This is a genomic window from Arthrobacter sp. B3I9 (genome assembly GCF_030816935.1).
GTDB lineage: Bacteria > Actinomycetota > Actinomycetes > Actinomycetales > Micrococcaceae > Arthrobacter.
In genome coordinates, this window is record NZ_JAUSYO010000001.1 from 537,473 (window position 1) to 552,610 (window position 15,138).

General features: G+C 63.0%; 12 protein-coding genes. 7 read left to right on the plus strand and 5 right to left on the minus strand.

Annotation, left to right across the window (positions count from 1 at the left end):
• The first annotated feature begins 4 nt into the window (after window positions 1-4).
• The 3 genes from QFZ65_RS02615 to QFZ65_RS02625 are packed head-to-tail and all read left to right on the plus strand — an operon-like array spanning window position 5 to window position 3,468.
• Window positions 5-1,417, plus strand: a complete 1,413-nt coding sequence (locus QFZ65_RS02615) for a hypothetical protein (RefSeq protein ID WP_306908022.1) — start codon at window positions 5-7, stop codon at window positions 1,415-1,417.
• On the plus strand, window positions 1,414-2,172 hold the full coding sequence (locus QFZ65_RS02620) for a CDP-alcohol phosphatidyltransferase family protein (RefSeq protein WP_306908023.1): 759 nt from the start codon (window positions 1,414-1,416) through the stop codon (window positions 2,170-2,172). Before QFZ65_RS02615 ends, QFZ65_RS02620 begins: the two co-directional genes overlap by 4 nt.
• Window positions 2,173-3,468, plus strand: coding sequence for a hypothetical protein (locus QFZ65_RS02625; RefSeq protein ID WP_306908024.1), 1,296 nt, complete (start codon window positions 2,173-2,175; stop codon window positions 3,466-3,468).
• 52 nt (window positions 3,469-3,520) lie between these two features.
• Here QFZ65_RS02625 and QFZ65_RS02630 read toward each other — a convergent pair whose 3' ends face one another.
• Both QFZ65_RS02630 and QFZ65_RS02635 read right to left on the minus strand, forming a co-directional pair.
• Window positions 3,521-5,002, minus strand: a complete 1,482-nt coding sequence (locus QFZ65_RS02630; RefSeq protein ID WP_306908025.1) for a glycerophosphodiester phosphodiesterase family protein — start codon at window positions 5,000-5,002, stop codon at window positions 3,521-3,523.
• A gap of 1 nt (window position 5,003) precedes the next feature.
• Window positions 5,004-5,456, minus strand: coding sequence for an adenylyltransferase/cytidyltransferase family protein (locus tag QFZ65_RS02635; RefSeq protein ID WP_306908026.1), 453 nt, complete (start codon window positions 5,454-5,456; stop codon window positions 5,004-5,006).
• 534 nt (window positions 5,457-5,990) lie between these two features.
• Here QFZ65_RS02635 and QFZ65_RS02640 point away from each other — a divergent pair.
• The 4 genes from QFZ65_RS02640 (at window position 5,991) to dcd (ending at window position 11,908) form a co-directional block, all read left to right on the plus strand.
• Entirely contained in the window at window positions 5,991-8,819 is a 2,829-nt protein-coding gene (locus tag QFZ65_RS02640; RefSeq protein WP_306908027.1) for a DNRLRE domain-containing protein, read from the plus strand.
• A gap of 332 nt (window positions 8,820-9,151) precedes the next feature.
• Complete coding sequence (locus QFZ65_RS02645) at window positions 9,152-9,574, plus strand: hypothetical protein (protein WP_306908028.1); 423 nt, start codon at window positions 9,152-9,154, stop codon at window positions 9,572-9,574.
• Between the two features lie 51 nt (window positions 9,575-9,625).
• Window positions 9,626-11,074, plus strand: coding sequence for a polysaccharide biosynthesis tyrosine autokinase (locus tag QFZ65_RS02650; RefSeq protein WP_306908029.1), 1,449 nt, complete (start codon window positions 9,626-9,628; stop codon window positions 11,072-11,074).
• A 258-nt stretch (window positions 11,075-11,332) separates the two neighbouring features.
• Entirely contained in the window at window positions 11,333-11,908 is a 576-nt protein-coding gene (gene dcd, locus QFZ65_RS02655) for a dCTP deaminase (RefSeq protein WP_306908030.1), read from the plus strand.
• A gap of 66 nt (window positions 11,909-11,974) precedes the next feature.
• Here the strand turns inward: dcd and QFZ65_RS02660 are convergent, their stop codons facing one another.
• Genes QFZ65_RS02660 through QFZ65_RS02670 form a run of 3 tightly spaced genes read right to left on the minus strand, consistent with a single transcriptional unit; the run spans window position 11,975 to window position 15,103 of the window.
• The gene (locus tag QFZ65_RS02660) at window positions 11,975-13,171 is read right to left on the minus strand and encodes a cation:proton antiporter (protein WP_306908031.1); all 1,197 of its coding nucleotides are present in this window, start codon (window positions 13,169-13,171) and stop codon (window positions 11,975-11,977) included.
• Window positions 13,172-13,176: 5 nt separating this feature from the next.
• Window positions 13,177-13,659, minus strand: a complete 483-nt coding sequence (locus QFZ65_RS02665; RefSeq protein WP_306908032.1) for a cation:proton antiporter regulatory subunit — start codon at window positions 13,657-13,659, stop codon at window positions 13,177-13,179.
• A gap of 40 nt (window positions 13,660-13,699) precedes the next feature.
• The gene (locus QFZ65_RS02670; protein ID WP_306908033.1) at window positions 13,700-15,103 is read right to left on the minus strand and encodes an MFS transporter; all 1,404 of its coding nucleotides are present in this window, start codon (window positions 15,101-15,103) and stop codon (window positions 13,700-13,702) included.
• Between the last annotated feature and the right edge of the window lie 35 nt (window positions 15,104-15,138).

A 15,138-nucleotide genomic window follows, 5' to 3' on the forward strand; every position in this document is an offset into this window, starting at 1 on the left:
CCGAGTGCGCTTCCCCCGCAGGTCCAAGAGTGGGGTCAGGGCCGGATTTTCAATTGTGGCCTTTTTGTGTTTCGCCGTCGCCATTCCGGTGGTCCTGAGGGCTACGTCGGAAGCCACCTACACGGACACCGACTTCTTTATACGGTATCTGGTGGTGCTCTATGCTGCATTCCGCGTCAGCGTTATCCTTTGGAAGGACCAGGTGCGGCCTGTTGCTGGTGTCTTCTGGATGTTCGTGTATATCTGCCTCGGCGTAGTCCCGCTGGCTCAACTGGCCACCGGCGCGACCACCATCCTGGCTGTCCAGGTGGACGACTCTATCCTGTATACCGCGACCGCTATCACCCTGCTGGGCTGCGTCAGCTTTGACCTTGCTTACCACCTCAAGGCCTTACATACGGTTGGAGGTTCCTTTCCTGTACGGACGCTGCGCAGCATGGACACCCTACGAGTCTTCGCCTTTGTGGCTGTCACCGCCGGACTCGCGTACGTCGCCCAAGTCGGTGGGGTGTCGGTATTTTTTACCAGCCGCCAGGAGGCAAGCCAAGCACTGGATCAACTGAGCCCGGATAGCGGGCAGGCCGTGCGTGCCATCATCTCGGCGTTCGGGTCGGTTACGTGCCTGGTCGGACTCATTTTCTATATCCACGCGTTGCGGGTGCTGAGGAGTTCCCTGAACCTGCTTGATGCTTCGCTCATCCTTGCTCTGGTTGCGCTCAACGTCATCGTCAACAATCCCATTTCCAACTCACGGTACTGGACGCTTGCGGTGCTTTTCGGTCTTGTTATGCCGCTGATCGCATCCCGGAAGTCCTCTTTCAACTTGGCGATAATTGGTGGGATCGTAGCGGCCATCTTTTTGTTTCCGCTCAGCGACATCACGCGCCGGCCTGCTGGGGTAAGCGGCGTTCTTCAAGCAGACTCCGTGTGGCACATGATTTCCACTAAGGATTACGATCAGTTCACCATGCTGGCCAATACCATCGGCTTTACCCAAGATGCGGGACTGACGTGGGGAAACCAGTTCCTGGGCGCGCTACTGTTCTGGGTCCCGCGCGTGGTCTGGCCAACCAAACCGCTCGACAGTGGAGTCGAAGTCGGCCTGTGGATGAGCAGTTCCAACGTAAACCTGTCCTCCCCGCTATGGGCCGAGGCCTGGATTAATTTCGGCGTTGTCGGAGTTGTTGTTGCCTTCACCGTCCTCGGGTTAATGAGTAGGCGGCTGGACTCCGGTTTCGGAGCCGGTACCCTGTCCGCCGGCTCCGTGGGCTACCTAGGTGTCGCCATCTTTTCCGGATACATGTTTATCCTGCTCCGTGGATCGCTTCTGCAGTCGATGGGCCGGTTATTGGTCCTCGCCCTGGCTATGGCTTTCCTGAGCGGAACCGTCAAACGAAAGTCTGCTGAGGACACATGACCACTAACCAGCTCGAGCTGCCGAGCCCGCAAAAACCGCGTTTCGCTGAATCTTTCCGGGAGTTGAGGAAGGCCCAGAAGGGTAAAAAAGGCGTTCCCCTCTACACCCTTTACATCAACCGGCCAGCGGGCCGGGTGATCGCGGCCGCGCTAAGAAACACCCCTTTTCAGCCGAACCATGTCACCTTCACCGGCGCGGTCATTACGTACGGAGCTCTTTTGTGGCTTGCGTTCGGCGCCGGGTCCGGAGGCGGGTTCGCCCTAGTTGGGTTGGCCCTCGCCGTAGGCTTCATCCTCGACTCTGCCGACGGACAGCTTGCCCGGCTCCAAGGGCGCAGTTCCAAACTCGGGGAGTGGCTGGACCACGTGCTGGACAGCGGCCGCATAGTCCTACTGCACGGAGCGGTCTTTTGTTTCCTTCTTCGTGCCACGACTGTCCCGCCCCTGTGGCTGGCCGTCCTGTGTGGCAGTTTTCTTTTCGCAAATTCCGCTATCTTCTTTGCGGGTGCGCTCCTGGACCAGTTGAACCGCCAGCCGACGCCAGGGCAGCGCGGCCACAACCCGGACAAAGGGAAGACGGAGTTGCGGTCTGTTCTGACCTTGCCGGTGGACTACGGCATATCCTGCCTGGTGATGGCGACTGTGCCATGGACCGGCGTCTTCATTCCCGCTTACGCAACATTGGCGCTATGCCATTGCCTGTTCGCCGGTGCCTTTGCAGTAAAGTCCTACCGCACGCTGGCGAGGATGGGCTGAATGGCGCGGTTCGGTCGGTACGTCGCCATGGGGGACCAAGCCGTATCAAGCATCTCAAACTTCGTGGCGGTGGCTATTGTTGCGAACGTGGCGACGGCTGGCGAGTTTGGCCAGTTCTCGTTGGGATACGCCGGGTTGCTCCTCTTTCTTGGCGCACAGCGTGCCCTAATCGGAGAGACGCTGCTGGTCAAGTACTCCGCCGCCGGGGTGCTGGACCCCGAGGCGCGGAGGGCCGTTCTGGGGGCCAGCATGCTGGCGTCCGCGGCCCTCTTGCCCTTGCTGCTTGCCGGGGCGGCCGTGGTGGACGGACCTTCGAGGCTCCTCTGGCTCGCGATCGCCGCGAGCCTGCCGTTCGTGCTTGTTCAGGACACCCTGAGATATGTGTTCATCTGCGAGGGCCGTCCTTCTATGGCCTTGTTGATTGATGGCGTGTGGGCCGCTTTATCAATCGCGTTGATGGGCTTCGTAGCGTTGACCACGGGGTCGGTGTGGGGGGTGGTGCTTTGCTGGGGTGGCGGGGCAACGGCTGCCCTGGCCGCTGGGCTCATTCTGGCCCGTGCCCTGCCGTCCCCCCGGAGCGGCGCGCGCTGGCTAAGTGCCAACCGTAACCCCGGGTGGCGCTACCTCGGTGAGTTCTCCGCCCTCAACGCCTCCACTTTTGTCGTGTTGTACTTACTGGCGATCCCGCTCGGCGCCGCGGGTGTCGGTGCGCTTCGTGCTGCGCAGTTGCTATTCTCACCGCTCAACACCGCCTTCTCTGCGATGAAAATGGCGGTCATCCCCGAACTGGTGCGCTCCAGGGGTACGGTGGTGTTCCGGCGCAGGTTGATTGAAACCTTCGTGGTCGTGGCGGCACTGGCCTGTTTGTGGGGTGCGGTGGTGATGTTGCTGCCAGCCTCCGTGGGGGTGCTCCTTCTGGGAGACACTTGGCGCGCGGCGTCCGAACTCCGGCTGCCGTACTTCCTGCAATACATCGCCATGGTGCCCTACACTCTCTTGCTTGCCTACTACCGATCTGTCCAGGCGAACAAACTGTCCACTTTCATGCGCGGCGCTCTGGCCATTCTGACCCTGGTCCTGCCTTTAGCTTTCTCATATGCCGGAGGGACCGTTGCCTCGGCGTGGGCATTCAGCCTCGCCGTGGGGGTCGCCGCGCTCGTCGGCGGGCTCGCAACTGTGAGGTGGAGGTCCAAGTCCCGGTCCGGCTTGCCCACACGGCAGGATCCGTCTCGTGCCCGTACGTCCGCTCCCGGTCCGGCCGAACCGGATTTGCGGCCCGCCGCTGATGCCCGCTGACTGCCAGACGAGCAGAAATGCACCGTGGGCGTCCGGACGTGCTGTAGCTGGGCTAACTGACCGTTACGTTCCGGAACTGCACGGGAACAGCGTCGCGGTAATCCTTGCAAAGGCTGGAGTAGCCCCCCCGGTATTGCCGATCCATGGTGATGCCGGACCAGCCGGCGCCGTCAAGCCGGGAGAACCGGACGGAAGCCGGGGTGACCTCGATCGCGAATCGCATCCACTCTCCGGCGCGAACCGGGGCCGTCATGATGGACTGCAAGCGTGTGCCGGCAGGATTCCCCGGGTCGCGTCGGTAGAGGACCAGTTCGCCGTCGGGCCGGATGATGAGGTGATAGCCACCCACTGTGCTCGGCACAAGGACGCGGTAGGGACTGTCATCGGGTTGCCCGAAGGCTATTCCCGCGTGAAGTTGATCGGACGGAAGCTCCAGGGGCCAGCACATCTCGAAGGATAAGGTGTGGATTTCTTTGGCGATGGGGCTCATGGATCCGAGCCGGTAGCTAATATTCTGGTCGGAAGCCAGCAGCACCGATGCGGACGCGGCATCGATCACCGGTTGCGCCGCCCAACCCTGCTCGGTGGTCCAGGGCAGGTCACCGGCGGCCCGGGTACCCGTCGAGAACCGGTCGCGCGTTTCTGCCGCCTCTGAGGACATGACGTACGGCAGATTGGAGCACATTAGGCCTTGGACGCCGAGGGCGGTCACCCGATCGCGGGCGGAGCGAGTGTGAATTTCCCAGCAAATAACGGGCTTGCCATAGCCGACGACTCGGCCGATGGTCGCATCGTCTGCCCCGTGGAAAACGCCCAGGAAGTCAAAACTACCGGCCAACTCATCCAACCGGGGAATGGCTTCCGGCAGGAAATACCCCCACGTCTTATAGCCGCGGCTGGCCGCCGCCGTGACCTGTCGGGCGGATGCCGGCTGTTTCCAGACGAAATGCTCAACGGAATCCGGATAGCTGTCCATGAGATCAAGCAGCGGAGCCGTGTTGGTGCCTTGCTTATCCTCAATGAAAATAACATGCGAGGCGGCGTAGCGGTCGAGAACTTCCCGCACTGCCGGTATGGGCTCCAGCGCCGTCTCCGGACCGAGCCAGGCGCGGGCATCGACGCGAAGTGCGCTCAGTTCCGCATAGGTGAGCTCGGCAATCTTTCGGTCTTGTCCGGTGGTCCTGAGCAAGCTTTGGTCGTGATGGCAGACCAGCACGCCGTCCCTGGTTGAGTTCACAGATATTTCAAGGGCTGGAACTCCGAGCTTTAACGACTCGGCATACGCCTGCGCTGTGTGTTCCGGCCAGTTGTCTCCCGACCCGCGGTGGGCTACAAAAAAGCTCTTCCGCTCCAGCAGGCTTCCAACTGTGTGGGTAGGAGCGGACTGAGAATTGGGTGAGGGGCGGCTGCAACCGGCAAGCAGCAGCCCCGACGCTCCGAGGGCGATCGCCTGACGCCGGGAAATGAATTCGGAAGAGTCTGATGCATTCCGGCGGGGCATCCTCGTCCTTCGCACATTGCCGGCAGAAAACATTTCAAGCCTCTAACGGCTCGATGTCCTCACGTCCGCCACCCATCAGATTCAAGGCTTGGCGGAGCAGTGTGCTGGAAGTATGGACGGTGTACGGGAAGTACACAACCTCCACACCAACCTTTTTCATGCCCGCCTCCATGCGCAGACCCTTCTCAGTTCCCCGCCAGTCATCTCCCTTGAACAGCACGTTGAACCCAAGGGCTCGCCAAGCGTCAATCTTGTCCACATAGTCGTCTACAACCACATCATCAACGAACCGGATATTCCGGACTATCTCCATCCGCTCGTGCAGCGGCACGACCGGTTCCTTGCTCTTTGTCAGCAATGTCAACTCCGGGGACGCCACTCCGGCTATCAGGTAGTCGCAGTGCTGTCGAGCATGTTTGAGGATGTTCAGGTGCCCCACGTGGAAAAGGTCGAAGACACCCGATGCGTAGCCGATGCGAACGGTCATAATGAACTCGATTCTTGACTGGTGCCGAATAAAGACGCAGGCACCAGCCGGATCTCGAGGCGTTGGGCTGGTCCCCCCAAGGTCCATGCTGAGGGTGCGGTCGGCCGCCGGGAAGCATTTTTTACTGAAACGCGTGGACCACCGGCAAATGCAGGTAATTGCCCTGAGAAGACAAGTAGGGCGGCTTGAAAAGCTAGTAGAAGCAACCGTTCCCGCACTTCGGTATTACTGATTAGATCTCTGTAGCTTCAAATAGAAGCCCACTTTCGTTTATGGGGGAACTCCATGCGTCGAAAACTTCCAGCAGTCATGGCAGGTATTGCGCTTGCTGCCGCACCGCTGATCGCGACCAGCAGTGTTGCACTCGCCCTTTCTCCTGGAGTTGGGTTTTCCGCCAATGATCTTCCAACGTGGCAAACCAACGGCGTTGTCTGGACGATGGCACAGTCAAACGGCGTGGTTTATGCCGGCGGCACTTTCACCCAGATTCGGCCCCCCGGCACAGCTGCCGGAAGCTCCGAATCACGAAGCGCCGTGAACTTTGCGGCCTTCGACGCCTACACCGGCAACCCCACTTCTTGCGCTCTGTCCGCCACCGGCGGTACGGGGACGAGCGTGCGCGCCCTGGCGGTAACCCCGGACGGCACCCGGCTCTATGTCGGCGGCCAATTCGGGGCCATCAGCGGCGTCAACACGACACGTCTTGCTGCCATTAAACTCCCCGGATGCACGGTCGACACGACGTTCAAGCCGCAACCGATCTCAGCCGTCGTCCGGACAATTGCGGCAACAAACACAGCCGTCTATTTTGGCGGCGACTTCCAGAGCATCGGCTCGACACCTCGCGGCCGCTTTGCAGCTGTCGACAACAACGGAGCGCTGCTGCCCTGGGCGCCTGACGCAAACGCGCCGGGCCGTGCGTTGACCGTTCCCGCAGGTCGCAATGTCGCCGTTATCGGCGGCGACTTCGCAACGGTCAATGGAGTAGCCTCCCAGTCACTCGCCGTCGTGGACGCCACAACCGGTGCGAACGTGCGGGCGTACGGCGCAGCGTTCATTCCCCGCACATCGTTCACGAAGTCCATAGTCGACGATGGCCAGAGTTTCTATATTGGCAATGAGGGCACGGGCAGCGGCGTCTTCGACGGCCGGGCACGCTTCAGCCTGGACACCTACGACCAGACCTGGCGAGACACCTGCCTAGGCGCAACCCAGGCGGTCGATGTCTACAATCGCGTCCTTTACGCCGCGAGCCATGAACACGACTGCTCAACCATGAATCAGTTGGCTGACGGTGAGCGGCAGCATCTGACGGCGCAAAGCGTCGACAACCCGGCCCCCCAGCTTGGCTGGAGCCCGGACACAAACGAGGGAATCGGTGAAATGATCGGCCCGCGGGCGCTTGTCCACACGAGCAAGGGTTCCGGCGACGTGCTGTGGGTTGCCGGCGAATTCACCACGACTAACGGCAAGGCCCAGCAGGGTCTTACACGGTTTGGTCCCGGCCCGGGAACAGTGGCACCTTCGACGCCGAGCAACGTCAGCGCGGCAAGCCTGGTGAGCGGCGAAAACCAAATCCGGTGGCGCGCCAGCCTGGATAACGACGACTCCGAGCTGACCTATAGCGTCTACCGCAACGGCTCGTCGACCCCGCTTGGCACCGTAAAGGGCAGTTCCCTCTGGTGGTCGACCGGCCAGGTGTCCTTCACCGACAAAACGGCCCTCCCGGGAACGCAGTACAGCTACCGGATCCGGGCAACGGATGGCACCAACACCGGTCCTCTCTCGGCGTCGGTGACCGTAACGACGGCCAGGAATACTGCTGCTTACCCTGCTGCAGTTCTCGGGGCTGGTGCCACGACCTACTGGCGGCTCGATGACGCCGGCCCGACGGTGGGCGCCGACAGTTCGGCGGGCAACAACCTTGAGCTGAGCTACGGCGGACCGGCTTTCGCCGGCGGCTCAGGAGCCATCACGAATGATCCCAGCCGGTCCACGACGTTCAACGGCACGAGCGCGTTCTCCTACGGTCAGGTTCGCGGCAACGCACCCACCGTTTACACCGCTGAAGTCTGGTTCAAGACGAACACGACCCAGGGTGGGAAGATCTTCGGCTTCGGCAATGGCCAGCCGAACCGGCACGGCACCAACCCCGGACTCAGCGGTAATTACGACCGCAACCTCTACATGACCAACGCGGGCACGCTGGTATATGGCGTCTACGTCAACGGAACAAGGACCATCACGTCGGCGCTCCCGTACAACGACGACGCATGGCACCACGCAGTAGCAACCCAGGGCGGTGACGGAATGCGGCTATACGTTGACGGAGCGCAGCTCGGGGTTCTGCCGAACCAGACGACGGCACAGACCTACTGGGGATCGTGGAAGGTGGGCGGAGACCAGTTGAACTCCTGGCCGTTGCGGCCTACAAGCAACTACTTCGCTGGTTCCATCGACGAGTTTGCAGTCTACCCCTCGGTACTCTCGGCCACGCAGGTCACCGACCACTACAAGATCGGCAAGGGAATCGGTCAGCCGGTTCCCGACACGCAGGCACCCGCGGCCGTGACCGGAGTTTCCGCAACTGTAACCAAAAGTGATGTGGCGGTTTCCTGGAACGCGTCTACGGACAACGTGGGCGTGACTGGCTACCAGATCCACCGGGCCGCTACGTCGGGATTCGCGCCGTCGGAAGCCACCCTGGTGGCGGCCGTCAATGGGAGCACGCTCAGCTGGACGGACGCCGGCCGCCCGGCCGGCACCTCCTACTACCAGGTGCTCGCAGTGGATGAGGCGGGGAATGTCAGCGGCCCGTCGAATGAAGCAACCGCAACCGTGGCGCCGGCACCCCAAGCCGTCTCGCTACGGCTCACACCAACGGCCGACACCTACGTGAATTCCGGGGCTCCGAACACTGCCGGGGGGTCCTACACGACCCTCGCCACCAGGGGAACCCCTGCTTACATCACATACATGCGGTTCAACGCCGCATCGCAAGTACCTGCGGGCCAACACTTGGTATCGGCGGTGCTGACGTTTTCGACCACGGGGGACAGTTTCGCCGGCTCCAATGACCCGCAACAAACTGTGGCCATGGCCGGTGATTGGTCAGAGGCAACAACCACGTACAACAACCGCCCGCAAACCAGCAGCACGACGCTCGGCACGCTGGCCGGTTCAACTGCACCCAACACGTCGTACTCCATCAACCTCGATGCGGCGGCAATCTCAGCAGCGCTTGCGGGTGATATCAACTTCTCGATGCAGAGCTCCGGAACCGACAACATGTGGTTCTTCTCCCGGGAAGCCACGCTTGCCAAGCGTCCGGCGTTGGTGCTGACCTTCGAGCCCAACGCGTAGACAAGAACAGCTCTGGAAAGAAACCTCCCATGAATAACGGTCTCTCAAAACCCTGGGGAACGGTGCTTCTGGCAGCTGCGGTTTTCGCCGCCGCTGGTTGCACCGCCCCGACAAGTTCCAATCCCACCCCCGCGTCCTCCGCCTCGGTCGCAGGTTCTGAATCTCCGACCACCGGGCCGCTGGGGCCTTCATCAGAACCAACGCCCGGCGCGGCTGACGCACCTGCACCTGCCGAAGCCTCAAGCCCACCCGCTCCAACGCAGGCTCCGGGGCCGCAGGCAGCACCGGAGCCTACATTTGCGCCTCCTGAGCAGCAATACCTTGCTTCGAGGGTGCCGGAGGGCATTGACCCCAACGCTGTCCTCCAAATCGGCCAGGAGCAGTGCGCCCAGCTTGAGGCAGTCAAGGCCGCTGACCCGAAAGCCGTCGTGTCACAGCTGATCGAGAAGACGGACACGAATATGGTTGACGCCATTGCCGCTCTTTGCCCCGGTCTCCAACCTGAACTCGTCGCTGCAGCCCGGGGTTTCTCCGACGGTGAGTACACCGTTGGAGAAGCTGCTGCCAAGGATGGCAGTGGTTCTGTCGCTCTCGGCAGCTACGAGGCATGGAATCCCTCGGAGACGTGCCAGTTAACTGCCTTTGACGCTGCTGGCCGAACACTTGCCGAATCGACCGGCACCTCCCCTGTCACTATTCCAGCCGGTACGGCTCGCGTCGTGTCCAACGGATGCTACACCTGGCTGACGGCATGAAAACGCCGCCAGTCTTTTCTTCAGCGACCCTCGCCAGCGAAAGGACCCCTAATGGACGTCCGTGAACAACTGCTCATTCTGCGTCGAAGCTGGCGCCTCATCACGGCCCTGGCCCTCCTAGGAACGATCGTGGCGGGCATCGCATCCATGGTCACTCCTACTTCCTACACCGCCTCAACGAGCCTGTTCGTCTCGACCCAGAACTCCGAGACTTCGGCGGAACTGCAACAAGGCAGCGTCTTCGCCCTGGCCCGCGTGCAATCCTATGTCGATGTCTCGACCAAGCCGACGGTTCTCCAGCCGGTCATCGACAAACTCGGACTGGGAATCTCGCCAGACGCCCTGGCCTCCAAGATCAAGGCTTCCACTGCCCGTAACACGGTCATCATCGAGATCGAAGCCCGTGATGGTTCTGCCCAGCGCAGTGCGGACATAGCCAACGCAGTGGCAGCGAGCCTCATCACCGCTGTCGCCGATCTTGAGCGGCCGACCAACGGGACGCCGACTCCGGTGCGTCTCAGCCCCGTGGACCACGCCACCACGCCGACCGAAAAGTCGAGTCCCAACGTGAAGCTGGATCTGGCCCTGGGTCTGCTCTACGGGCTTGCCGCCGGCATCGGGGCGGCGGTCCTGCGTCACGTCTTGGACCGCAACATCAGGACGGAAACGGACCTGCGCAAAACAACCGGGCTACCCCTGCTTGCCGGAATCACGGAACACGCCGCGGGCCGTCTGCTCGGCGCCGCGCCTTCCGTCCTTGACGGATCAGGCGCAGAGGCCTTCCGTAAGCTGCGCACCAACTTGCAGTTTGCCGGCGTGAACCGGCCGATGCGCTCAATCGTCGTGACCTCGGCTTCTGCCGGTGAAGGCAAAAGCACTGTGGCTCTGAACCTGGCAATGACTGTGGCAAAGGGTGGTCGCAAAGTCATTCTGGTCGATGCAGATCTCCGCCTGCCGTCGGTGGCGACCGCCACCGGCATCGAGGGGGAAATCGGCCTTACCACTGTCCTGGTCGGGACATCGGGCCTCGACGAAAGCATCCAGTATTGGGGCCAGGACGGCTTGGCACTTCTCGCCTCCGGACCGTTGCCGCCTAACCCGAGCGAACTCCTCGGATCGGCAGCCATGAGCAACCTGATCGAGGAACTGCAGACAAAGTTCGATCTGATTATCGTGGATTCACCGCCGATCCTTCCGGTCGCTGACGCCAGCGTCCTGACGCGCAGCACCGACAGCGTACTGCTGGTGGTTGGTACCAAAAAGGTGACACAGCACAGCCTGTCGAAGGCGATAGACCAACTGAATTTTGTTGACGCGAATATTCTCGGTGTGGTTCAAAACCGGATTCCCCGCCGGGGTCCGGATGCAAATACCGCTTATATGGCCGGTTATGGTGCGAGTCATCCCGACCGTCTCCCCCCCGCACCCGACCACCACGATGACGTGCCGTTCCGGCCCGCCCATGTTCAGCGTGGCAAGTTCGTCAGCGCGGAAACCTGAGGGTCCACACCGACGCACGAGGGCACGGCTGCCGCGGCAGCGCAACAGCCTTCGATAAAGGCCCGCTTCGCCATACCCGGCGAGGCGGGCCTCGCTGTAATCCAGCCCGCCGCTGGTCGAGAGGCGTGACCTGCCGCCGAACGCAAGCACGCCCACGCCCACGTAGAACAAAACCGCGACCTTACTCGCCGGCTGCCGCAGAACGTAATACGGACCTGCGGCCCAGCGGCGCATGGTGAGTGCGGTATTTTTGATCCTGTGCTGATCTCAGACCGCGACATTCGTGCCGAACTAGACTCCAAGCGGATCGTCTTGGAGCCCTTTGACCCTGCCATGGTCCAGCCATCGTCGGTGGACGTCCGAATCGACAGATTTTTTCGGCTGTTCGACAACCACAAATACGCCCACATTGATCCCGCCGAAGACCAGCCCGAGCTGACCCGGCTTGTGGAGGTGGAGCGCGCTGAACCGTTCATCCTCCACCCGGGGGAGTTCGTCCTGGGGTCCACTTACGAGACGGTGACACTGCCGGACGACATCGCTGCCCGCTTGGAGGGGAAGTCCTCGCTGGGCCGGCTGGGCTTGCTCACGCACTCCACCGCGGGCTTTATTGATCCTGGGTTTTCAGGCCACGTCACCCTGGAGCTGTCCAACATGGCGACGCTGCCCATCAAGCTGTGGCCGGGAATGAAGATCGGGCAGCTGTGCTTCTTCCGGCTCAGCTCGGCCGCCGAGTACCCCTACGGCTCCGGCGAATACGGCAACCGTTACCAGGGCCAGCGCGGGCCCACGGCCAGCCGCAGCCATTTGAACTTCCACCGCACGGACGTCTAGCCCCACGTTTCGCCGCCGCCGCGGCGCCAGCGGCCGCGGGCCGCGGGCCGCACGCGCAGCCCGCTGCTACAGCCCGTCGGCCGTGCGCACCGCCGGCTGGTTGGCCGGGCGGCGCAGCATCGCAACTACGGGTTCCACGAACTTGGCGGCAAGCGGGCCAGTGATGGCCATGATCAGCACGTAGGCGGTAGCGAGGGCTGCAAGCTCCTCCGGAACCACGCCCGAGGCGACAGCCAGGCCGGCGATGACAATCGAGAACTCGCCGCGCGCGATCAGTGCAGCCCCGGCGCGGAAACGCCCCGGCACCCCGATCCCCGCACGCCTCGCGGCCCAGATTCCGGTGAGCATCTTCGTCGCCGCGGTCACGAGCGCCAGCAGAAGGGCCCAACCCAGGACCGGCGGGATGGTGGTCGGATCGGTATTGAGGCCGAAAACCACGAAGAATATGGCCGCGAAGAGGTCCCTCAGCGGCTCGAGGATGCGCGTGGCGCTGTGCGCCGTGGCCCCGGAGATGGCGATCCCCAGCATGAAGGCCCCCACGGCTGCGGAGACCTGCATGGCTGCGGCGAGCCCGGCTACGAGCAGGGCAGCGCCGAGCAGATTGAGCAGGAAGACCTCCGAGTTCTCGCTGTGCACCGCCTTTGATACGTGGTGGCCGTGCCTCAGGGCCACGAGCAGGACGACCGTCACGACCGCAAGCGAGATCCCCACCGTCTGCAGCCCCATGACAAAGCTGACTCCGGCCAGGGTCGCGGTAAGCACGGGCAGGTAGATGGCCATGGCGAGATCCTCGAACACCAGGATCGAGAGCACCACCGGAGTCTCGCGGTTGCCGATCCGTCCCAGGTCCGTGATCACTTTGGCCGCGATTCCCGAGGAGGAGATATAGGTGACCCCGCCCATCACCATGGCCCCCACCGTGCCCCACCCCAGCATGACCGCGAGCCCTGCCCCGGGGAGGAAGTTCAGGACCAGATCCACAATGCCCGCCTGCCAGGACCGGCGCAGGCCCGTCACGAGCTCGGCGGCCGTATATTCCAGTCCAAGCATAAGTAGCAGGAGGATGACGCCGATCTCGCTGGAAAGATGGGCAAACTCGTGCATTCCCTCGAGTTTGACCAATCCGCCCGCCCCGAAAAACAACCCGCCGACGAGATACAGCGGGATGGGTGACATTCCGATCCGACCCGCCAGCCTCGCCAGCAGGCCCAGGCAAAAGACGACGGCGCCCAGTTCGATCAGGGTCAGTGCGAGCGGATCCATGCGGCTTATCCGTTGCGCAGGATGCTGGCCGCTGTGTCCAGTCCTTCTTGCGTTCCCACCGCGACGAGGAGATCACCGGAGTGCAGGACGATGTCGGGTGCGGGAGAGGGGACCACCTCCCCTTCGCGCATGATGGCAACGATCGAGACGCCGCTGCGGGTCCGGATGCAAGCCTTGCCCATGGGCTGGTTGGCGAACGGGGAATCGGCGCCAATGCTGAATTGCCGCGTGACGATTCCCGGAATCTCGCGGTGTTCCTCGGAGAGCTGCATGGCCAGGCGTTGCCCGCCGAGGAGGTTCCCGAGAGTGGCGGCCTCGTCGGCCGTCAGCGGAATGGACGCCTGGCAGGTGTCCGGGTCGTCCCAGGTGGAGACGATCAGTTCGGTCTGGCCTTCGCGGTACTCGACGACGCCGATGCGGCGTCCCGAGACGGTCATGAAGTCCTTGCGCCGGCCGAGACCGGGGAGGTCTGTCTCATCCACGTTCATGCTCCCAGCCTAGTGTGCGGCGGGGTCGTTTGGGATGGCGTCAGGCCGCAGTGACCACGCGGATTTCCGACTTGCCCGGCGGCTTGACCGGCAGCAACACCAGCAGGCCCGCCAGCAGCACCACCATGATGCCGAGGATGCCCCAGCGCTGGGCCCCGCCCGGCTCGACAAGCGGGGCGGCGACGGTGATGCAGAGTGTAAACAGGGCGGGGGCGAGGAAGCTGACGGCGCGGCCGGTGGTGGCGTACAGGCCGAACAGCTCTCCAGACTTGCCCTCGGGCGCGAGCCGCGCCAAGTAGGCCCGCGAGGCGGACTGGGCCGGGCCCACGAACAGGCAAAGGACCAGCCCGAAGATCCAGAAAGTCGTTGACGCCGGCCAGGCCACGCCGAAGAAGACGTAGTTCCCGCCGCCCAGGACGAGGATGGCGGTCCCGGCGATCAGCAGGCCCACCAGGGAGCCGACGATGACGGCCTTCGGCCCGGCGCGGTCATCAAGGAAACCGCCAATGGTGGCGCCGACGGCCGCGACGACGTTCCCGAAGATGGCGAAGACGATGACCTCCTTCAGTTCAAAGCCGAAGGTCCCGGCGGCAATGATCCCGCCGAAGGTGAAAACGGCCGCCAGACCGTCGCGAAAGACGGCGCTCGCCAGCAGGAAATAGATTGTGTGCGGGCTGATCTTATAGAGGTCCCGGATGCGCCGCGCCAGCAGGGCGTAGGAGCCCAGGAGGCCCGGGCGGGCGGCCTGCCGGGTCCTGGGCGCCTCCGGCACCGCGAACAGCACCGGCAACGCGAACACCAGAAACCAGAGCGCGCAGAACAGCGCCACGAGGCGGATGTTGAGGCCATCCTCTGTGGAAGACCCGAACCAGTCGAAGCTCGGCTGGACGAACAGCCGCAACACGATCAGCAGTGCCACGATTCCGCCGAGGTACCCCATGCCCCAGCCAAAGCCGCTGACCTTGCCGATGTTCTTCGGTGTCGAGATCTGGGCGAGCATGGCGTTGTAGTTGACCCCGGCGAACTCGAAGAACACGTTCGCCAGCGCAATCAGCGTCACGCCGAGCAGCAGGAACTCCGGCCGCGGGAAAACAAAGAAGCAAAGCCCCGTCAGGAGCGCGACGACGGCGCTGTTGACTCCCAGCCAGAGCTTGCGCCGGCCACCGGTGTCCGAGCGCTGCCCGGTGACCGGTGCCAGCAGGGCAATGGCCGCACCGGCGATTGCCAGCGCACCGCCGAGGACCGCCGAGGCCTGGTCCTCCCCGCCGAAGGCGCTGGAGGTTAAGTAGACAGTGAAGACGAACGTCGTCATGACCGCATTGAACGCTGCCGATCCCCAGTCCCAGGCTGCCCAGGCGAGGATCCGGCCCTTGCTGGAGACCAGGTCTCCGGATTCCGGTTCGGAGGCAGGGCGGATGGCCTCCGGGGCGGCAGCGCAGTTCATAGCGCAAATAGTAACCGTCCCCGGAAGGGAATTTG